Annotated in this window: 19 protein-coding genes and 1 pseudogene; 6 read left to right on the forward strand and 14 right to left on the reverse strand. The window is 62.0% G+C overall.

Going from position 1 to position 19,087, the window contains the following annotated elements; translation table 11 throughout:
• Positions 1 to 65: 65 nt before the first annotated feature.
• Positions 66 to 584 (reverse strand): acetolactate synthase small subunit, encoded by a 519-nt coding sequence (gene ilvN, locus ACO07W_RS04325; RefSeq protein ID WP_421841088.1) that lies wholly within the window; start codon positions 582 to 584, stop codon positions 66 to 68.
• Complete coding sequence (locus tag ACO07W_RS04330; protein WP_421841090.1) at positions 584 to 2,470, reverse strand: acetolactate synthase large subunit; 1,887 nt, start codon at positions 2,468 to 2,470, stop codon at positions 584 to 586. The genes ilvN and ACO07W_RS04330 overlap by 1 nt, the downstream gene beginning before the upstream one ends.
• Before the next feature lie 347 nt (positions 2,471 to 2,817).
• On the opposite strand from ACO07W_RS04330, the pseudogene ACO07W_RS04335 reads away from it, so the two are divergent.
• Positions 2,818 to 3,153, forward strand: a pseudogene (locus tag ACO07W_RS04335) (PH domain-containing protein); the annotation flags it as partial.
• Between the two features lie 9 nt (positions 3,154 to 3,162).
• Here the strand turns inward: ACO07W_RS04335 and ACO07W_RS04340 are convergent.
• On the reverse strand, positions 3,163 to 4,005 hold the full coding sequence (locus ACO07W_RS04340; protein WP_421841092.1) for a DoxX family protein: 843 nt from the start codon (positions 4,003 to 4,005) through the stop codon (positions 3,163 to 3,165).
• A gap of 213 nt (positions 4,006 to 4,218) precedes the next feature.
• Here ACO07W_RS04340 and ACO07W_RS04345 point away from each other — a divergent pair, with 213 nt between their 5' ends.
• Positions 4,219 to 5,340 carry a PQQ-dependent sugar dehydrogenase gene (locus ACO07W_RS04345; protein ID WP_421841094.1) on the forward strand — a complete coding sequence of 374 codons (1,122 nt, stop codon included), beginning with the start codon at positions 4,219 to 4,221 and terminating at the stop codon, positions 5,338 to 5,340.
• Positions 5,341 to 5,347: 7 nt separating this feature from the next.
• Here the strand turns inward: ACO07W_RS04345 and ACO07W_RS04350 are convergent, their stop codons facing one another.
• Positions 5,348 to 5,953 carry a flavin reductase family protein gene (locus ACO07W_RS04350; protein ID WP_421845806.1) on the reverse strand — a complete coding sequence of 202 codons (606 nt, stop codon included), beginning with the start codon at positions 5,951 to 5,953 and terminating at the stop codon, positions 5,348 to 5,350.
• A gap of 66 nt (positions 5,954 to 6,019) precedes the next feature.
• Positions 6,020 to 7,549 (reverse strand): Asp-tRNA(Asn)/Glu-tRNA(Gln) amidotransferase subunit GatB, encoded by a 1,530-nt coding sequence (gene gatB / locus ACO07W_RS04355; RefSeq protein ID WP_421841096.1) that lies wholly within the window; start codon positions 7,547 to 7,549, stop codon positions 6,020 to 6,022.
• Between the two features lie 321 nt (positions 7,550 to 7,870).
• Between gatB and ACO07W_RS04360 the strand changes: the two genes are divergently transcribed.
• Complete coding sequence (locus ACO07W_RS04360) at positions 7,871 to 8,059, forward strand: hypothetical protein (protein WP_421841098.1); 189 nt, start codon at positions 7,871 to 7,873, stop codon at positions 8,057 to 8,059.
• 55 nt (positions 8,060 to 8,114) lie between these two features.
• Here the strand turns inward: ACO07W_RS04360 and ACO07W_RS04365 are convergent, their stop codons facing one another.
• Entirely contained in the window at positions 8,115 to 8,519 is a 405-nt protein-coding gene (locus tag ACO07W_RS04365) for a WXG100 family type VII secretion target (protein ID WP_421841100.1), read from the reverse strand.
• A 120-nt stretch (positions 8,520 to 8,639) separates the two neighbouring features.
• Positions 8,640 to 8,885 (reverse strand): hypothetical protein, encoded by a 246-nt coding sequence (locus tag ACO07W_RS04370; RefSeq protein ID WP_421841102.1) that lies wholly within the window; start codon positions 8,883 to 8,885, stop codon positions 8,640 to 8,642.
• A gap of 421 nt (positions 8,886 to 9,306) precedes the next feature.
• Here ACO07W_RS04370 and ACO07W_RS04375 point away from each other — a divergent pair, with 421 nt between their 5' ends.
• Entirely contained in the window at positions 9,307 to 9,987 is a 681-nt protein-coding gene (locus tag ACO07W_RS04375; RefSeq protein ID WP_421841104.1) for a class I SAM-dependent methyltransferase, read from the forward strand.
• A gap of 24 nt (positions 9,988 to 10,011) precedes the next feature.
• Here ACO07W_RS04375 and ACO07W_RS04380 read toward each other — a convergent pair whose 3' ends face one another.
• A complete protein-coding gene (locus ACO07W_RS04380; RefSeq protein ID WP_421841106.1) occupies positions 10,012 to 11,331 on the reverse strand; it encodes a cytochrome P450 in 1,320 nt (439 codons plus the stop codon).
• Positions 11,332 to 11,474: 143 nt separating this feature from the next.
• Complete coding sequence (locus ACO07W_RS04385; protein WP_421841108.1) at positions 11,475 to 11,696, reverse strand: hypothetical protein; 222 nt, start codon at positions 11,694 to 11,696, stop codon at positions 11,475 to 11,477.
• Between the two features lie 18 nt (positions 11,697 to 11,714).
• On the opposite strand from ACO07W_RS04385, the gene ACO07W_RS04390 reads away from it, so the two are divergent.
• Positions 11,715 to 12,518: a nucleoside phosphorylase gene (locus tag ACO07W_RS04390; RefSeq protein ID WP_421841110.1), complete on the forward strand. Its 804-nt coding sequence runs from the start codon at positions 11,715 to 11,717 to the stop codon at positions 12,516 to 12,518.
• Positions 12,519 to 12,757: 239 nt separating this feature from the next.
• Here ACO07W_RS04390 and ACO07W_RS04395 read toward each other — a convergent pair whose 3' ends face one another.
• From ACO07W_RS04395 to gatC, 3 genes are all read right to left on the reverse strand, one after another.
• A complete protein-coding gene (locus ACO07W_RS04395; protein WP_421841112.1) occupies positions 12,758 to 13,789 on the reverse strand; it encodes an ATP-dependent 6-phosphofructokinase in 1,032 nt (343 codons plus the stop codon).
• A 97-nt stretch (positions 13,790 to 13,886) separates the two neighbouring features.
• Positions 13,887 to 15,368, reverse strand: a complete 1,482-nt coding sequence (gatA, locus tag ACO07W_RS04400; protein WP_421841114.1) for an Asp-tRNA(Asn)/Glu-tRNA(Gln) amidotransferase subunit GatA — start codon at positions 15,366 to 15,368, stop codon at positions 13,887 to 13,889.
• The gene (gene gatC / locus ACO07W_RS04405) at positions 15,365 to 15,664 is read right to left on the reverse strand and encodes an Asp-tRNA(Asn)/Glu-tRNA(Gln) amidotransferase subunit GatC (RefSeq protein ID WP_421841116.1); all 300 of its coding nucleotides are present in this window, start codon (positions 15,662 to 15,664) and stop codon (positions 15,365 to 15,367) included. Before gatC ends, gatA begins: the two co-directional genes overlap by 4 nt.
• A 132-nt stretch (positions 15,665 to 15,796) precedes the next feature.
• Here gatC and ACO07W_RS04410 point away from each other — a divergent pair, with 132 nt between their 5' ends.
• Entirely contained in the window at positions 15,797 to 16,453 is a 657-nt protein-coding gene (locus tag ACO07W_RS04410) for an amino acid-binding protein (protein WP_421841118.1), read from the forward strand.
• Positions 16,454 to 16,461: 8 nt separating this feature from the next.
• Here ACO07W_RS04410 and ACO07W_RS04415 read toward each other — a convergent pair whose 3' ends face one another.
• Both ACO07W_RS04415 and ligA read right to left on the reverse strand, forming a co-directional pair.
• Entirely contained in the window at positions 16,462 to 16,890 is a 429-nt protein-coding gene (locus ACO07W_RS04415; protein ID WP_421841120.1) for a tautomerase family protein, read from the reverse strand.
• Between the two features lie 34 nt (positions 16,891 to 16,924).
• Entirely contained in the window at positions 16,925 to 19,012 is a 2,088-nt protein-coding gene (ligA, locus tag ACO07W_RS04420; protein ID WP_421841122.1) for an NAD-dependent DNA ligase LigA, read from the reverse strand.
• Positions 19,013 to 19,087: the final 75 nt, after the last annotated feature.

Raw genomic sequence — 19,087 nt, forward strand, 5'->3', positions numbered from 1 at the left:
CGTTTGTCACGTGAGTATCTCCTTCTTTGTTAAACACCCTGTGAGAGCAGGAATTTGGGCTGAATCTACTTGGCGGTGCCTACACCGCGCGGAGTACGGGACAACGAGACCATTCCCGACTGCGCAATCTCGCGAATCCCGAACGGCTCGAGCACGCGAAGCAGTGCCCCAAGTTTGCCGCGGTTGCCGGTCGCCTCTACCGTCAACGACTCCGGGGAAACATCAATCACCTTGGCGCGGAAAAGATTCACCGCTTCGATCACCTGGCTGCGGGTACCGGCGTCGGCACGAACCTTGATCAACGCCAACTCCCGGGCCACCGAGTTGTCGTCGTCTTGTTCAACGATCTTGATGACGTTGATCAGCTTGTTGAGCTGCTTGGTGATCTGCTCGAGCGGAGTCTGCTCAGCGGAGACCACAATGGTCATCCGCGACATATCTTTCTGCTCGGTGGCGCCGACAGCCAACGACTCGATGTTGAAACCGCGGCGGGAGAACAACGCCGCAACCCTCGCGAGCACACCAGGTTTGTCTTCCACCAACACCGACAAGGTGTGAGTCTTCGGCGATGCCCCAGCGCCCATCAGGCGTGGCCTTCGCTTTCGTCATCAAACAGAGGCCGAATGCCGCGAGCAGCTTGGATCTCGTCATTGCTGGTCCCAGCTGCCACCATAGGCCACACCTGCGCGTCTGCTCCCACGATGAAGTCAATTACTACCGGTCGGTCGTTGATCGCCCGCGCTTGAGCAATGACATCCGCCACATCCTCAGCACGCTCGCAACGTAATCCGACACAGCCCAGAGCCTCGGCCAGCTTCACGAAGTCGGGGATACGGCGGGAGTGCGTGGCCAAGTCGGTCTGTGAGTATCGCTCTTGGTAAAACAAGCTTTGCCACTGCCGCACCATGCCAAGGTTGCCGTTATTGATTAGCGCGACTTTGACCGGTATCCCTTCGACGGCACAGGTTGCCAGTTCCTGGTTGGTCATCTGGAAGCAACCATCACCGTCGATCGCCCAGACCTCGGTATCCGGGTGCGCGATCTTGGCGCCCATGGCCGCGGGGATAGCAAACCCCATGGTGCCCAATCCCCCAGAGTTCAGCCACGTGCGCGGCTTCTCGTACCTGATGAACTGAGCGGCCCACATCTGATGCTGGCCAACGCCTGCAACGTACACAGCATCCGGGCCGGTGATCTCACCGAGCGTAGAAATCACGTACTCCGGGCTCAAACTGCCATCGCTCTGCGGCCCGTAGCTGAGCGGATAGGTGTTCCGAACACCGTCGAGATAAGCCCACCACTCGGTCATCTCGATGTTGCCCGGAATCTCGTAATGGCGCAGCATCTCGACCAGCCCGATGATGACGGCCTTGACATCGCCCACGATTGGTACGTCGGCGTGCCGGTTCTTGCCGATCTCAGCCGGGTCGATATCCGCGTGGATGACCTTGGCCTCCGGAGCGAATGAGTCGAGCGTGCCGGTGACCCGATCATCGAAGCGGGTGCCCAGCGCGATCAGCAAGTCGCTGCGCTGCAGCGCTGCCACCGCGGCCACGGTGCCGTGCATGCCGGGCATCCCCAAGTTCTGCCGATGACTGTCCGGAAATGCCCCGCGCGCCATCAGCGTGGTGACCACCGGGATGCCGGTCAATTCGGCCAACTCTCGGAGCTGCTCGGTTGCCTCGCCGCGAATGATGCCGCCACCGACGTACAGCACTGGCTTGCGCGCGCCGGCGACAAGCTTCGCAGCCTCACGGACCTGCCGGGTGTGCGGTTTGGTGTTCGGCTTGTAGCCAGTCAAATCCATCCGCGGTGGCCAGCTGAATGTGCATTGGCCCTGCAAAACATCCTTGGGGATATCGACGAGTACCGCGCCGGGACGTCCGGTGGCTGCGATATGGAAGGCTTCAGCCAGCACCCGGGGAATGTCATCGCCGCAGCGCACCAGGAAGTTGTGCTTGGTGATCGGCATCGTAATGCCCGAGATGTCGGCCTCCTGGAACGCATCGGTCCCAATCAGCCGACTGCCGACCTGCCCGGTGATGGCGACCACTGGAATCGAGTCCATCTGGGCATCGGCCAATGGTGTGACCAGATTGGTGGCGCCGGGACCGCTGGTCGCCATACATACCCCGACTCTGCCGGTGACATGCGCATAGCCGGCGGCGGCGTGACCGGCGCCCTGCTCGTGACGAACCAGCACGTGGCGTAGCTTCTTCGAATCGAACAGGGGGTCATACACCGGCAGCACGGCGCCGCCCGGAATCCCGAAGATGACGTCGACGTCGAGTTCCTCCAGCGATCGGACCACCGACTGCGCGCCAGTGAGCTGCTGAGGTGCAACGCGTCTCGTCGGGGAGCCCGACGACTTCGCGGCGGGCTGCGATGCGTCCGGCACGCTGCCGGCCGAGTCTTGATACCCCGATTCCGGCTTCGGCGCCGGCGCCGATGGCTTGGTGGGTGCGCTCACGATTTCCTCTTCGTCCTGACTCGCTTGGGAAGTCTCGGTGGTGGGCAACAAAAAACCCCCGTCAGCTCAGCAGCTGCACGAGGGTTGCGCGTTGATGTTCGATTGGCTAATCAGCCACCAACGCGCCGACCAATTACTACGAGCATTCCCGGCTTTCCGGCGGTGTCCATAGCGCCTGACGGTAGTCTTCGCACAGCTCAGCCGTCAAATCCGCGGCCACCCCGTGGCAGCACCGCCACTGTGCGGGATCAGCCGCCGATGAGCATTGGTGAAATGATGCTCGGGTGGCTACTGGTTCGTCTGCTCCCCTACCTACCGGATCGCCCGTGGTGATCAAAGTGTCGGCGATGGCACACCTAGCCGTTGGATTTCTCACTCTGGGCCTGTTGGTGCCGATCCTCATCTGGCCGGCGAGCGCCGCGTTGCTGGTCATTCCGGTGGTGTTGTCGACGTTGATCATCCGACTACGTACCGCCGCCGACGTCCAGGGCGTGACCGTACGGACGCTGCTGACTAGCCAAACGGTGCGCTGGGATGACATTGACGGCCTACGGTTCACCAGAGGATCTTGGGCCCGCGCCCAGCTCAACAGCGGCGCGGAACTGCGATTGCCAGCGGTGACCTTCGCGACGCTGCCGCAGCTTGCCGAAGCCAGTTCCGGACGAGTTCCCAACCCGTACCAGTCCGAGAGTTCAGCCGAACGGATTCACACCGTTGAGCAGCACCCATACGGCGATAGCGGCGGCAACACCACCGAGCAGAGCAACAAATGACCCGATGAAAGGCCGATGAGCCCAGCCCCGGCCCGCGTCAAGACCGTATCGGCCTGGACCGGCAAGGATGACGGCGACCGCCACCACGACGAGAGTGATCTGGTATTCGTAGCCGTTCGGCAGGAAAGACGAGAAGGTGGGGGCATGCGGTGCGGATAGGCCGGCAAGCAGGCCGTTGAGCAAGAAGGCGAGCGCTCCCGCGGCCGCAAGTGGAGTGAACAAACCCAGCACGAGCAGCACTCCGGCAACGATCGCGCCGCCGGCGCTCACGGAAGCGAGGACGTCGGCGTGCTGATAGCCGACATCGGACAGCGAGTTCCGGAACCCGGTCAAGCCCTGGCCCCCCCACCAGCCGAACAGCTTCTGCAGCCCATGGGCGATCAGAACCACCCCTAACCCGATCCGCAGCACCAGCAGACCGAGATGCTGAGTACCGCGGCGACCGCCGGTTCGTATCCGCTCGTTGTCCTCGTCCGAGTCGTACTGTTCGGGCGAGGCCGGCAGCGGCCGTGCCTGCGGCTGGACGTAAGGCAACGGCTCCTGGGCATCAGCCAGGGTGTATCCGGAGTTGGAAATGCCTGGGTTGGCGGAATCGTAAGACGGGATGACGGCCGTAGTTCCAGCGGTACCAAAGTCACCCGAATAGCTGACCGGTGTCAGATCATCTTGAGGATCGACCACGCTTGCCGAGGCTGGCCGTCCCGGTGTTGGCTCCAGGGATCCGTCTGGCCGCCGCCAACGTGAGTCATTTGAACTGGTCACCCGTGTAAGAGTAAGGGCATTTAGACCTGAATTGGGGATTTGAGCGACCCTTTCGCCAGACAAATCCGCAGTTCGCCTGCGAAACAGGTGCGTAGAGACCTAAACAGGCGCTTCGCGCGCTCCTTGTGCGGGGCCAAGCATCGGCTGAGCCACGGCGGCTCCCCCGTAAAGGCAGGTGGCGGCGGCGCCCGCAATGTCCGTAGCCTGTCGGTCATGCGGATCCGGGGGTCACTTCAATGCGGGCTCGCCGTGCTGTGTGCGGCCGCTCTGGTATTCAGCGGCTGCGCACGATTCAATAACGCCCAGTCGGAGCCTTTCACCACCAACCCAGAACTGCGGCCCCAGCCGAGCTCCACGCCTCCGCCACCGCCTCCGCTGCCACCGATACCTTTTCCCAAGGAATGTCCGGCACCGGGGGTCATGCAAGGCTGCCTAGAGAGCACTAGCGGCCTGATCATGGGCCTGGACAGCAAAACCGCGCTGGTCGCCGAGCGCGTCACCGGTGCCGTCAAGGAGATCTCCGTCAGCGCCGAGCCGAAAGTCAAAATGGTCATTCCGGTCGACCCGGCCGGTGACGGCGGTTTGATGGACATCGTGCTTTCGCCCACCTACTCGCAGGACCGGTTGATGTACGCCTACGTCAGCACGCCCACCGACAACCGAGTCATACGCGTGGCCGACGGAGACGTTCCCAAGGACATCCTGACCGGGATCCCCAAAGGCGCGACCGGAAACACAGGGGCGCTGATCTTCACCAGCCCGACCACCCTCGTCGTGCTCACTGGGGACGCCGGCAACCCGGAGGCAGCCGCCGATCCTGACTCATTGGGCGGCAAGGTGCTGCGAATCGAGCAGCCGACCACTATCGACCAGGCACCGCCGACGACCGCGCTGTCTGGCATCGGCTCGGGCGGCGGCATGTGCATCGACCCCATCGACGGCTCGTTATACGTTGCCGACCGCACTCCCACCGCAGACCGATTGCAGCGCATCACCAAGAACTCGGATGTCTCCACGGTGTGGACATGGCCGGACAAGCCGGGCGTGGCCGGCTGCGCGGCCATGGACGGCACCGTGCTGGTCAACCTTGTCAACACCAAACAGACGGTGGCTGTCCGACTCGCTCCGTCTACCGGCGCTGTCACCGGTGAGCCCGACGTTGTCCGAAAGGACACGCACGCACACGCCTGGGCGTTGCAGATGTCACCAGACGGCAATGTCTGGGGCGCAACTGTCAATAGAACCGCAGGCGACGCTGAAAAACTTGACGACGTGGTATTTCCGCTCTTCCCACAGGGCGGCGGGTTCCCACGCAACAACGACGACAAGACCTGATTACCGGCTAGGGTAAGTCGAGTGTGAACCGCGGGACACCATATCGGCGTGGTGCGTCGATCGGTTCGCTCTCAGCGAGCCCGGTGTCCACGTCGTCGCCTGGATCTAACCCGTCGACGTCGGAGCGGTAGAGCAGATCCTGGGCAGACTCCGGAACCCAGGCAGCTACCGGCTCCAACAGGTAGACCACGTGATCACCAACCTCGCTCCAACTCGCCGTCCTACCCACGAACCAGGCCACCGCGTCATCGAGAATCGGCATGCCGGCCGGGCCGCTGCGCCACGAGCAGCGATCAAACTTTTTGGCCTGATCGCCTGCCGCCTGGGTACCAAACAGTTCGGCGAGAACTTGGTGCCGCCGCGACAAGACGTGTACCGCCAGGTACTCAGACCGGTTCGCCACGCCAACCGTGGGGCTGCTGGTAGGCATACCGACCATAAAGCTGGGGGGTTGCACACTCGTTTGACTGGTCAAGCTGACCAGGCAACCCGATGGCTGACCGTCTGCCTGGGTGGTCACTACGAACACCGGATAGTCGAGCATCGCCATCAACTGGCCGAACAATTCATCTGCCATAACAACATCATGGATTGACATCGTGTGTTCTGACAGCGCTTCGCAACAATCTTCGTCGGCTAGCTAACGAAAGATCGCGACTATTTGATCCAGGTGGAGCTGCTAACCCTGCCCGCAGGCCGCCAGAACGAGCTCGCGTACCCGCACCGCATCCGCCTGCCCGCGGGTGGCTTTCATCACCGCGCCTACGATCGCACCCGCCGCGGCAACCTTGCCACCACGAATCTTTTCCACCACATCAGGATTGGCCGCAAGGGCTTGGTCAACCGCCGCCTGGGTCAGCGAGTCGTCGCGCACCAGTGCCAAACCGCGTGCGGTCATCACCTGCTCCGGTTCCCCTTCACCGGCCAGCACGCCTTCAACGACTTGGCGAGCCAACTTGTTCGACAGCTTGCCCTCGTCGACCAGAGCCACCACCGAGGCGACCTGAGCTGGGGTGATAGCCAGTTCATCCAGAGCGACGCCGGCTTCATTGGCCTTTTGCACCAGAAAGTTGCCCCACAATGCGCGAGCAGCCTCGCTGGACGCACCTTGTTCGACTGTCGCGGCAACTAATTCCACGGCGCCAGCGTTCACAAGATCTCGCATTACCTCGTCGGTGACACCCCACTCCTGCTGAATTCTCTTGCGGCTCAACCAGGGAAGCTCGGGAATCGTCTGCCGTAGTCGCTCTACCAACTCATGGCTGGGCGCGACGGGTTCTAGGTCGGGCTCGGGAAAGTACCGGTAGTCCTCGGCAGTCTCCTTGGCGCGACCCGGACTGGTGTACCCGGCCTCATGAAAGTGCCGAGTCTCCTGAGTAATATGTCCGCCGGACACCAGGATTGCGGCCTGGCGTTGCATTTCGTAACGTACCGCGACTCCTACGCTCTTCAGCGAATTGACGTTCTTGGTTTCGGTACGAGTGCCAAATTCGCTTGCCCCTGCCGGCTTCAGCGAAACGTTGGAATCGCAGCGCATTGAACCCTGATCCATGCGGACATCGGATACATCTAATGCGCGCAACAGATCTCGTAATGCCGACACGTAGGATCGCGCGATCTGCGGCGCCCTGTCCCCGGTTCCCACGATGGGTTTTGTGACGATCTCGATCAGCGGCACACCGGCACGGTTGTAGTCGATCAGCGAACCGGTGGCGCCTTCGATCCGGCCAGTCTCGCTGCCGATGTGAGTCAGCTTGCCCGTGTCTTCCTCCATGTGAGCCCGCTCGATATCTACCCGCCAGGTAGTCCCGTCATCGAGCGGCGCCTCCAAGTATCCGTTGATGGCGATCGGCTCGTCGTATTGCGAAATCTGGTAGTTCTTTGGCATATCGGGGTAGAAATAGTTCTTCCGGGCGAACCGGCACCAGGGCACGATTTCGCAGTTCAACGCCAAACCGATGCGGATCGCAGACTCGACCGCGGCCTGGTTGAGCACCGGCAACGCGCCGGGTAGGCCCAGGCACACCGGGCACACCTGAGTGTTGGGTTCGGCGCCGAAGGCGGTGGCGCAGCCGCAAAACATCTTGGTCGCTGTGGAAAGCTCGACATGAACTTCGAGCCCGAGCACAGGATCAAATCGCGCAATGACATCTTCATACTCCAGCAGATCCGCCCCTGAAGCCCTGGATGCGTCGGCAGCAACAGTCATGGGCTTGATCCTAGTTCTAGGCGTTGCTCGAGCGAACGCCTCGTCAGCGCAGCCCTTGGCCTGCCAGCTGGTCGCGCAGCTGTAGCCGCTGGTGAACCGATGACCATGACAAACACTGCCTGAAGGACCGTTTTCGACGCCAACCTGCAGCCTGTCGCCAGCTGATCTCCAAGATGGCCCGCTATCTTCGATAGTCGTCCAGCCGAGTCCTTGTACCTTGCAGCAATTGCCGAAATGGCTGGGATCCGTGAGCCAGTTAGGTTAGGAGAGGCCAGAGATGCGGCAGGGACTCGTGCGTTTCTCGACAGCAGCAGCGGCGGCATGCTAGGGCCAAACGAGATCCCCTCAGACGTATGGGAGTTGCCACCGATCGTCATGCCCAACGGCGAGGTCTTTGGCCCGCGGCACCTTCCGCAGCCCGGTCGCGTCGACCCCGGCGGGTGGCATCCAGGCATGCTGTACGGGAGACAGGCGTGGGATGCCTACAAGCTGGAGCGCCACCGCCAGTGATGTAGGACAGCCAGGCCGGTCCCCAGGGGCAGACGCCGACGATTCAACGACGGTCCTAGTATTGCGTAGCCCTGCTTCGGTCAGCGTCTATAGCTTCATCGGCACCTTGACTTACTGTTTGAACCACACCGCTAGTCACGTCAGCAAGCTGCTCATTACGTTCCAGCAATACTTGCCTCCTTTGCTGAAACGCATCAGATGTATCACCCTGGAAAGCCTCGGCCACGGAAGCAGTCAGTTGTCTAGCCTCAGCGTTAATCGCATGAGCTTTATCGATTCTTTGCCGCAAATCCGTCACACCCTGCGAGATGCCAGTTTGATCAACTAAAATTTTGACCGTTGGTGGCGCTGACGCCAATATCGACACCCCCGACGACACCACCCGCAGCAGCCTGCTTAGCAAAATCCTCGTATTCTTTGGCCCGCTTGATGTATGTCGCATCATCCAAGCGTAATTCATTCTCGTCGAGTTTGTTAGAAACGATCTCGTTATCCAGATCGGCCGCTCTGCGCCGCAGATCTGCCGCTTCCTTGAAATGCGCGGTTTGGCGTTCTTCATATGCTTCAGCCGCTTCTCGCCTTAGCGCCGCTTCTTCCGGATCTGTAGCACTGTCGTCGGCCAGGGCGCGTTGACGGCTTCGAAGATCGAATTCAACGCGCCTTTCTGATGTTCCTCTTCAGCCAGACGTTTTAGAGCGGCGGAATCAGCCTGTTTCGATGGTATTTTGGATTTGATTTTATCGGCATGAACACGACGAATCCTTGCCGCCGAATAATAAGACGCAGCAGTACGGCTGAGATCTTTCTCAATTTCACCAACGGTCATCGCCAACGAGCGAGGAGTCCCGGGGGTGAAAACCTGGACCGCCGTCGATTCCGGATGATTCGCGCCTATCATCTGGCTGAGTCACGATCGCCCTTCTGGGTTAAGGCCTTCTTGCGTGGTGGACTGACGCTTTACGTATTGGGGTCGACGTGTCATGGCGTGCACGCAGATATCCTCGGTTCGAGTATACGGTTCCACCTAGTCGGCTTTCTGCGGCAAAGGATTCCGTATGTTCGCCTACCGCGAACCACGAAGAACCGACCATATCGGCGCGGTGGCAAACGTCCTATCAACCCTCTGACACAGAACCCCCTGAGAAAACCTCAACGGTCGCCAACGCGGTGGATAATTGATGAGAGTCCGCGTAGCGGACCGACAAAGGACGGGTTGGCCGTGCGACCGCCGCGCAACCTGCGCGCGGATGGGAGGTAGGAGATTGTCCAGCGCTCATCCCAGTCTGGCTACCAGCCAGCGCGAACACTGGCAAGAAACCTACCGAGCACATCCGTGCATGTATGGATCGGACGCCTCCGAGCCGGCGCTGTACGCAACCCAGGTTTTCCAGGCCGCCGACGTTGAGTCGGTACTGGAATTGGCAGCCGGTCACGGCCGCGACGCATTGCACTTCGCCCGTGCCGGCTTCACGGTGTTGGCCACCGACTTCAGCGACGTGGCTGTCGCCGAGATCCGCCGACTCGCAGAAGCCGCAGGCCTCACCGAGCGGATACAGGCTGCAGTGCACGACCTGCGCGAATCCTTGCCTGTGCAAGCTGAATCAATCGACGCTGTGTTTGCTCACATGGCACTATGTATGGCTCTGTCTACCAGAGAAATTCACACGGTCGTCGGCGAAATTGGCCGAGTGTTGAAGCCGGGCGGAACATTGATCTATACCGTTCGCCATACCGGCGACGCGCACTACGGGACGGGTCAGGCTCACGGCGACGACATCTTCGAATGCGGCGGGTACGCAGTCCACTTCTTCTCCCGCGACCTACTGGAGAGCTTGGCTTCCGGCTGGACAATCGAGGAGGTGCATGACTTTGAAGAAGGCGATTTGCCACGGCGGCTTTGGCGGGTCACCGCCACCAAACACCGCTGAGCTGCCGCAGACGGACGTTAACCGTTAGACCGGAACTCTGTCGAACAATGGCGTAAGCCGCAGCTTTGCCCCGCGTTTGGGAACAGTGGTGATGTTGCGGACCACGGGCCTCTCCGATCCGACGGGTTCGGCGGCACTGACACTGAACTGGCGGAAGATTTCTTGCAGGATGACAACGCCCTCGGTGAGGGCAAATCCGAAACCAAGGCACCGCCGCACACCCCCACCGAAGGGTAGCCATGTATTCGGCGCGACACTGCCGTCCAAGAACCGGCTGGGACGAAATTCAGTGGGGTTTTGGTGAGATTCCTCGCTGGCGTGCGACAGCAGGATCGACGTGTTGACCACCGTCCCGGCGGGCAGTTTCCAGCCACCGATCTCGGTGGGAGCGGTGACCTTTCGCGCAGTCGAGGCAATTACTGTGTGCCTGCGCATCCCCTCTTTCAAGACCGCTTCCAGAAAACTTTCGTCGCCACTGGCAGCCGCGGAGATCGCCTGGCTTTGGATTCCGGGTGAGTTTGCAAGTTCCCACAACGTCCAAGAAAGTGCCGCCGCGGTTGTCTCATGGCCAGCCAACAACAGCGTGATGAGCTGGTCACGCAGTTCCGCATCGGTAAGCGGCGCGGCCGACGCGTCGGTAACTTGAATGAGTCTCGACAATACGTCGGTTCGGGCGGACAGATCGGAAACGCGACGGCGTGCTGCGATTTCGCGGTACAGAATGTCGTCAATCTTGCGTTGGTTGTCGAAGAAACGCTTCCATGGGTTTACCCGTCTTAGGACGGGGCGCGAACGCCCCGCAAGAACTGCCGGGTGGATATTGATGATGCCCTGCAGACGGCTAATCAACTCTTTGCTGACATTCTGGTCAGCGACTCCGAAGACGACTCGCAGAATGATATCCAGGGTAAGTGCGTTCATACAGTCGAGACCGTTGATGTGGGCATCGACCGGCCACCGTGCGATGTGCTCACGCGCCACCGCGGCGATCATGTCGCGGTATCCGCGCAACGCAGCTCGGGTGAACGCGGGCATCAGCAGCGTACGCATCCGAGCATGTTCAGCTTCATCGGTCATCAGCACCGAATGCTCGCCCATCACAAACCCAAGGATGTGGTTACCTTCGCCTGCGTGCAGCAACGCCGGGTCAGCGGCAAAAATCTCTTTAATGTGTTCGGGGCGGGTATAGACCACCAGATTGTCGGCATAGGGAGGCACCCGCAACGAGAACACATCCCCGTACCTGCGACGCATTGCCGGCAGGAACCATTCTCGAAACCTCAGGTACAGCACACTTTGCACATAGCGGGGTAGCCGCGGCCCAGGCGGCAAAGGCGCAGGCATCACACGAGCCTGCCGAATTCCGACGCCGCATCAGCCAACATCACCACCGCAGCGCGGTCTTTGAACGCTCTGCCGATCCCAAGACGCGCGGTTGCCATGGCTGCCCCCATGCTCATATAAAAATGTTCCGTGTAGAACGATGATTATCCCGCGAGGTTCCCGGTGTGCAACAGTCCCGCACCAACCGCGGCCAGCCGGCCGCCGCGACGGCAGTCGGCCCGAGCACGGCCATTCGGACCCCGGTCGACCAGCACACCTCGTCCACTAGGGTCGACAAGCGTGTGGGCAATCGGATACGCGACTGGCACGAACCCAGCCAGACACCACCGCGTTGCCCGCGCGAGCGGCAACGACCGTCGCAACATGACCGTCAGATTCGCACGATGAGCAACGATCAAGACCGCTATCCGCTGATTGGGCGAAAGGCATTCGACGCGCCATCGGTGTTTCGCCCGACGAATCTTTTGCGCGAGGCCCGCCGTCAGAAGTCGTTACCGAACAAAGCTGTTCCGCAAGTCTGCGTTCTGGATCCCGACGGCGACATCGTCCGCCACCTAGAACGTACTGGGACGGGATACCGCCACTCCGGCTGGGCCTGCTACCACACCGACATGTGGGTCACCGAGGTCGACGGCCTTGAACTCGGCGTCGTCGGAATGGCTGTGGGTGCGCCGTTCGCGGTGCTCGTCGCCGAGCAACTCACCGCCTCCCACGCGGCTTTGGTCGTCAGTATCACTTCCGCCGGACGCATCAGTGGCAGCGAGACCCCACCATATTTCGTGCTCATCGACCGGGCCCTTCGCGATGAGGGAACCAGTGCGCACTACGTCGCGCCCGGCGAATGGAGTCAGCTCAATCCGAGTCTCAAACACAAGCTCCGAAATACCTTCGACAACAACGGAATCTCGGTCGTCTCCGGAAGCTCTTGGACGACCGATGCGCCTTACCGGGAAACCGCGTCGGCCATCAAAGACGCCGAGAGCCGCGGGATCGCATGCGTGGAAATGGAAGCCGCTGCACTATATGCATTTGCATCCGCGGTCGGTCAGAACGTGGTCTGCCTAGCACACATCACCAACACAATGGCCGTCGATGGTGACGACTTCGAGAAGGGAACCGACAATGGGGTGAGCATCTCACTCGTGGTTGCATCCGTTGTTGCCAAGGCCGTACTCCATTGCCCCTGACTGCCATACGGCAGTGGTTTCGGCGGCGCACCAATGTCGACGAGCTACACGGTGGACGGGATATCGACGCGCAGTAGAACTCGTCCAGGACGACTGAATTCTGCCCCATCACGTCCAGTCCGCCCGGCCGCTGTCGCGCTGGTAGCCGCGCGACCACCGTGAATCGACGCTCGCGCGGGCAGATCGAGATCCCCCAGCCGCTGCAGAGCTTGCCCAAGCTCACCTGGGGCTTGCCGGCATCAGCCGAAGAAAGCCGCGGCGTCTTCGTAGCGGCTTTCGGGCACCAGCTTGAGTTGGCGCACGGCATCAGACAGCTTCACCAGGCCGATGTCCTGCCCACGCAGCGACACCATCTTGCCGTACTCACCCGCATGCGCTGCGTCGGCGGCATTGACCCCGAACCGGGTGGCCAGCACCCGGTCGTAAGCCGTCGGAGTCCCGCCCCGTTGGACATGACCTAGCACAGTCACCCGGACATCCTTGTTGATCCGCTTCTCCACCTCGAACCCGAGTTGGGCCGCCACGCCAGTGAATCGTTCGTGCCCAAACTCGTCAATCCCGCCTTCGCGCAACTCAATCGAGCCCTCGACAGGTTTGGCACCCTCAGCGACCACGCAAATAAAGTGTGAGTCGCCGCGTTGGAAGCGCCGTTTGACCAGCCGACACACCTCTTCGATGTCGAACGGCTGTTCCGGAATAAGCGTCATGTGAGCGCCGGAAGCCAGACCGGAATTCAACGCGATCCAGCCGGCGTGCCTACCCATCACCTCTACCAGCATCACCCGTTGATGGGATTCAGCGGTGCTGTGCAACCGGTCGATGGCTCCTGTGGCCACTGTCAGTGCGGTGTCGTGGCCGAAAGTCACATCCGTGCAATCGATGTCGTTGTCGATCGTCTTCGGCACCCCGACGACGGGAACATTCTCTTCAGACAACCAGTTAGCGGCTGTCAGTGTGCCTTCGCCGCCGATCGGGATGAGCACGTCAATGCCATTGTCATCCAGCGTCTGCTCGATCTGGCTAAGCCCGGTCCGCAGCTTGTCGGGATGCACGCGTGCTGTGCCCAGCATCGTTCCCCCCTTGGCAAGCAACCGGTCATTGCGGTCGTCATTGCGCAGTTGCATGCGCCGATTCTCCAGTAACCCCCGCCAACCGTCCTGGAATCCGACCACCGACGAGCCATACCGAGCGTCACAGGTCCGTACCACCGCTCGAATGACCGCGTTGAGGCCGGGGCAATCGCCGCCTCCGGTGAGAACTCCAATCCTCATGCCATTATCTTGCCCTGTGGCAGGGCCGCGGGCGCGTGCACACGCAAAATCGCCCCAAATGACCTATTCAGCGCGATTTTGTAGCTACTCGACGCCGCTATATGGCCGGCCGGATCGGCCCACGGGCGGCCTCGTAGGCGGCCCCCACTCGATACAGGCGATCGTCGGCAAGAGCCGGCGCCATGATCTGCAGGCCGACCGGCAACTCGTCGTCCGGGGAAAGCCCGGAAGGCACTGACATGCCGCAGTGGCCGGCCAGGTTCAGCGGCAACGTGCACAGGTCGAACAGGTACATCGCCAGTGGATCATCGACCTTCTCCCCCAGCGGAAAAGCGGTAGTCGGCGTTGCAGGTGATACCAACACATCCACCGATCGATAGGCCTCGTCCAGATCCCGGGCGATCAAGGTACGCACCTTTTGCGCCTGGTTGTAGTAGGCGTCGTAGTACCCCGCCGACAGGGCATAGGCGCCGATCATGATGCGGCGCTTAACCTCCGGTCCGAAGCCTGCCGCGCGGGTCAACGCCATGACTTCTTCGGCACTGTGGGTGCCGTCGTCGCCGACTCGCAGCCCATACCGCATCGCGTCGAAGCGCGCCAGGTTCGACGACACCTCCGACGGCAGGATCAGATAGTAGGCAGCAAGCGCATGGTCGAAATGCGGACAATCGACTTCGCTAACCTGCGCGCCCAGAGCGGTCAACTGCTCGACAGCGGCCTCGAAAGAGGCCAGCACTCCCGGCTGGTAGCCGTCACCGCGCAATTGTCGGACCACCCCGACGCGCACACCGCGCAAATCACCGTTCGCGCCCTCCTTCGCCGCACCGACCACGTCGGGCACCTCGGCGCCCAACGACGTGGAGTCGCGGGTGTCGTGCCCGGCGACCACCTGATGCAGCAGCGCGGTGTCCAGGACGCTGCGTGCACAGGGTCCTCCCTGATCCAGCGACGATGCGCAAGCCACCAATCCGTAGCGCGACACCGTGCCATAAGTGGGTTTGACACCCACGGTTGCAGTCAGCGCGGCGGGCTGGCGGATAGAGCCCCCGGTATCAGATCCGATGCCCAACGGCGCCTGGAAAGCCGCCAACGCGGCTGCTGTGCCACCGCCGGAACCACCGGGTACCCGGTCGACGTCCCACGGGTTGCGGGTAGGACCGTACGCGGAGTTCTCGGTCGACGAGCCCATCGCAAACTCGTCCATATTGGTCTTACCCAGAATCGGAATGCCGGCCGCGCGCAGCCGCGCGGTCAGAGTCGCGTCGTAGGGAGATCGCCAACCTTGCAGAATCTTGGACCCGCACGTGGTGGGCATGTCGACGGTGGTGAACACGTCCTTGAGCGCCACGGGGACTCCGGCCAACGGCGACGGCAGCTGCTCGCCGGCAGCCAGACTCGTGTCAACGGCAGCAGCTGCCGACAAAGCCTGGTCGGCCGCTACATGCAGAAAGGCCCGATACCGGCCGTCGGTTGCCTCGATTTGGTCCAGACACGCTTGGGTGAGCTCGGTAGACGACAGCTCTTTGTCGGCGATCTTGGCAGCCAGTGTCGCCGCGTCCGACCGGATCACGTCTGTCACTGCTCCTCCCCCAGGATCTGCGGTACGGCGAAGCGCCCGTCGACAGCTTCAGGCGCTTCGGCAAGCGCTTCTTCCTGCGTCAAGCACGCAACGATTTCGTCGGCACGCGTGACGTTGACGTCTTTGAGCGGATTGTCCGTCGGTTCGACGCCGGTGACGTTGACGGCTTGGATCTGGCTGACATGAGTAAGGATGGCATCGAGTTGGCCGAAGAAGCTGTCCAGCTCGGGTTCGGTCAACGCCAGCCGGGCAAGCCGAGCCAAGTGAGCCACCTGGTCGCGGGAGATCTGGGACACAAGCGAAAAGCCTAGCCGCGAGAGCGAAGAGGGTTTCACGCCCACCGCTCTTGGCCTGCTCCATGACGGTTCGCCGCGTCGATAGCGCCGGCCGAAATACTGCGGGAACAATGCTATGCAAAAGTATTGGCCGTGCCTTCGTATCTGCTGCGCATCCGGCTAGCCGACCGACCGGGTAGCTTGGGGTCGCTGGCCGTGGCACTCGGTTCGGTGGGCGCCGACATCTTGTCGCTCGACGTGGTCGAGCGCAACACCGGCGAGGCGATCGACGATCTCGTGATCGACCTACCGCCCGGCGCAATGCCCGACACATTGATCACCGCCGCCGAGTCGCTCACCGGTGTCCGGGTGGAAAGCGTGCGACCACACATCGGACTCCTAGACGCCCACCGCGAGCTAGCGCTTCTCGACCATGTCGCCGCGGCTTCCGACAAGGCGTCTCGTCTTCAGGCTCTCGTCGACGAAGCTCCAAGGGTGCTCAGGGTGAGCTGGTGCACGGTGCTACATAGTTCACAGGCCGAACTGCACCGCCTCGCGGGCAGCCCAGGCGCGCCAGAGACCCGAGCAGACTCGGCGCCGTGGCTACCGATTGAGCGAGCCACTGCGCTCGACGACAAAGCCGACTGGGTGCCGCAGGCATTGCGCGATCTAGACATCACCATGGTGGCGGCGCCGTTGGGCGACCCGCACACCGCAGTGGTGCTGGGCCGCCCCGGTCCTGAGTTCCGGCCATCGGAGATAGCCCGCTTGGGCTATCTCGCCGGGATCGTGGCGACGATGCTGCGTTGAACGCCGCCCTACTGGCTAGAGAGCAGCGCTCCGAGTGTCTGCTGGTTTCGCACTAGCCAGTCCGCCTCTTCCCCAGCGGCCGGCAAGATCAGACCCGCTTCCATGACCGAGGTCGGATCGACTTCAGCCAAGCCAATCAACAGGGCCCGAGCTTCCTGGCCGGTAATCGAAACCCACGCCTGTGACAGCTCAGTTAGCAGGCGGGCGCGTGTCTCGCGGTCTCGCCCAGCGCGAATCGTGCCATTGATCGCCGAACAGTTATTGGGTTTGCCGGCTGTGAAATATGTCGTCGGATCGTATTCGACGAAGACGACGTGAACGAATCCTCGGGGTGCGCCCGTGACGGTGGAGTGAATGTCGGTGATCGCTTCGGCCAGGTTGGCGCGAGTATCAGCACTCAGCGAACCGGCCGGGACCAGACACTGATAGAACGGCATCACCCACTATGACATGAACCACTGTGTCGGGGCATCATTGCGTCGCGTCCCGAATTTCCGCGGGCCCGTCTGCCAACAGCGTTCGAAAACCGTCCTCGTCGAGAATTGGTACCCCAAGCTCGACAGCTTTGTCGTATTTGGATCCCGGCGAGTCACCGACGACAACAAAGGAGGTCTTTTTCGATACCGTACCGGCGGCCTTGCCGCCACGCACAACAATGGCCTCCTTGGCGTCATCACGGGAGAAACCGGCCAATGAGCCGGTGACAACGATGGTCATCCCGACCAGGTTCCGCGGCGTCCTCTCATCACGCTCATCTGCCATCCGCACCCCGGTGGTGCGCCACTTGTCGATGATCTCGCGATGCCAGTCGATGCTGAACCACTCGGTGACCGCTGCGGCGATGGTCGCTCCCACGCCCTCGACGGCGGCCAACTCTTCGGTGGACGCAGAAAAGATTGCGTCGATATCGCCGAATTCAGTAGCCAAGGCGCGCGCGGCTGTCGGCCCGACATGGCGGATCGACAACGCCACCAGCACTCGCCATAGCGGCGCTGCCTTGGCGTTGCCGAGGTTAGCCAACAACCGACGACCGTTGGCGGACAACGACCCGGCTTTGGTCCGGAAGAGGTCGGTGCGCAGCAGATCGTCTTCGGTGAGGCTGAACAAGTCGCCCTCATCGCCAATCACCTCCGCCTGCAGCAGGGCAGCCCCAGCTTCGTAGCCCAACACCTCGATGTCCAGGGCGTTTCGGCTGGCAACGTGATAGACCCGCTCCCGCAGCTGGCCCGGGCAACCGCGCGCGTTGGGGCAGCGAATGTCAGCGTCGCCTTCCTTCTCCGGCGCCAACGTAGTACCGCATTCCGGACATGCGGCAGGCATGACGAATTCGCGTTCGGTGCCGTCGCGCAGGTCCACGACGGGTCCGAGCACCTCGGGTATCACGTCGCCTGCCTTGCGAATGACCACCGTGTCGCCGATCAACACGCCCTTGCGTTTGACCTCCGCGGCGTTGTGTAGCGTGGCTTGGCCGACCGTCGAGCCGGCAACTTTCACCGGGGTCATGTACGCGAACGGCGTAACTCGCCCGGTTCGGCCAACATTTACCCGGATATCGAGCAGCGTGGTCTGCGCCTCCTCCGGCGGATACTTGTAGGCGATGGCCCAACGCGGGGCCCGCGCGGTGGAGCCCAGCCTGCGCTGCAGCGCCACCTCGTCGACTTTGACGACCACCCCGTCGATCTCGTGGTCCACCTCGTGTCGATGCTCACCCCAGTAGTCGACTCGTTCCTGGATACCAGCCATATCGTTGGCCAGGCTGGTGTGCTCGGAGACCGGCAGACCCCAAGCCCGCAGCGCCAGATACGCGTCATGCTGGGTGGCTGGACGAAACCCCTCGGTGTAGCCCAGACCGTGACATATCATCCGCAGCTTACGACGCGCGGTGACCGCCGGATCCTTCTGGCGCAGTGACCCCGCCGCGCTGTTGCGGGGGTTGGCAAACGGCGCCTTGCCCTCCTCCACAAGACTCGCGTTCAGCGCCTGGAAATCGGCGAGCTGAAAGAAGACCTCACCGCGCACCTCGAGAACGTCAGGCACCGGATAGTCGTCGCTGGCCACGAGCCGTCCGGGAACGTCATCAATGGTGCGGGCATTCAACGTGACGTCCTCACCGGTGCGGCCATCGCCCCGAGTCGCGGCACGGGTCAACCGTCCGTCACGGTAGACCAAAGACAATGCGACGCCGTCGATCTTAAGCTCACACAGATAGCTCAGGCGGTCGCCGATCGCGGAGCCGACGCGGGCAGCCCAAGCAGTGAGTTCCTCTGCACTGAACGCATTGTCGAGGCTGAGCATCCGTTCGAGGTGCTCGGCGGGCTCGAAATCCGTCGCAAAGCCGGCGCCGCCGACCAGCTGCGTGGGCGAGTCTGGGGTGCACAGCTCGGGATGCAGCTCCTCAAGCGCAACCAGTCTGCCAAGCAGCTCGTCGAACTCCGCATCGGAGATGATTGGTGCGTCGCGCACGTAGTAGCGGAACTGGTGCTCGCGGACCTCATCAGCGAGGTCGCGCCACTGCCGCAGCACCATGGCAGCGTCTTGATCAGCGTCCGCTGAGCTCACCATGGCAGGCTAGCCGAGGATTCTGACACAGGCGGGCTCGGCGAGGGTGCGGCCATAGTCAAGCGCTGATCTCCA

Origin of the sequence: Mycobacterium sp. (genome assembly GCF_965230835.1) — a bacterium.
Classification (GTDB): Bacteria; Actinomycetota; Actinomycetes; order Mycobacteriales; family Mycobacteriaceae; genus Mycobacterium.

What these genes read in the sequence shown, in the direction of transcription:
- ACO07W_RS04345 (WP_421841094.1), top strand. Translation starts at nt 4,219, where the DNA reads ATGCGGATCCGGGGGTCACTTCAATGCGGGCTCGCCGTGCTGTGTGCG.
- gatB (WP_421841096.1), bottom strand. Translation starts at nt 7,549, where the DNA reads ATGACTGTTGCTGCCGACGCATCCAGGGCTTCAGGGGCGGATCTGCTG.
- ACO07W_RS04375 (WP_421841104.1), top strand. Translation starts at nt 9,307, where the DNA reads ATGGGAGGTAGGAGATTGTCCAGCGCTCATCCCAGTCTGGCTACCAGC.
- ACO07W_RS04360 (WP_421841098.1), top strand. Translation starts at nt 7,871, where the DNA reads ATGCTAGGGCCAAACGAGATCCCCTCAGACGTATGGGAGTTGCCACCG.
- ACO07W_RS04370 (WP_421841102.1), bottom strand. Translation starts at nt 8,885, where the DNA reads ATGACCGTTGGTGAAATTGAGAAAGATCTCAGCCGTACTGCTGCGTCT.
- ACO07W_RS04385 (WP_421841108.1), bottom strand. Translation starts at nt 11,696, where the DNA reads ATGTTGCGACGGTCGTTGCCGCTCGCGCGGGCAACGCGGTGGTGTCTG.
- ilvN (WP_421841088.1), bottom strand. Translation starts at nt 584, where the DNA reads ATGGGCGCTGGGGCATCGCCGAAGACTCACACCTTGTCGGTGTTGGTG.
- ACO07W_RS04390 (WP_421841110.1), top strand. Translation starts at nt 11,715, where the DNA reads ATGAGCAACGATCAAGACCGCTATCCGCTGATTGGGCGAAAGGCATTC.
- ACO07W_RS04365 (WP_421841100.1), bottom strand. Translation starts at nt 8,519, where the DNA reads ATGAATTACGCTTGGATGATGCGACATACATCAAGCGGGCCAAAGAAT.
- ACO07W_RS04380 (WP_421841106.1), bottom strand. Translation starts at nt 11,331, where the DNA reads ATGCCTGCGCCTTTGCCGCCTGGGCCGCGGCTACCCCGCTATGTGCAA.
- ACO07W_RS04395 (WP_421841112.1), bottom strand. Translation starts at nt 13,789, where the DNA reads ATGAGGATTGGAGTTCTCACCGGAGGCGGCGATTGCCCCGGCCTCAAC.
- ACO07W_RS04415 (WP_421841120.1), bottom strand. Translation starts at nt 16,890, where the DNA reads ATGCCGTTCTATCAGTGTCTGGTCCCGGCCGGTTCGCTGAGTGCTGAT.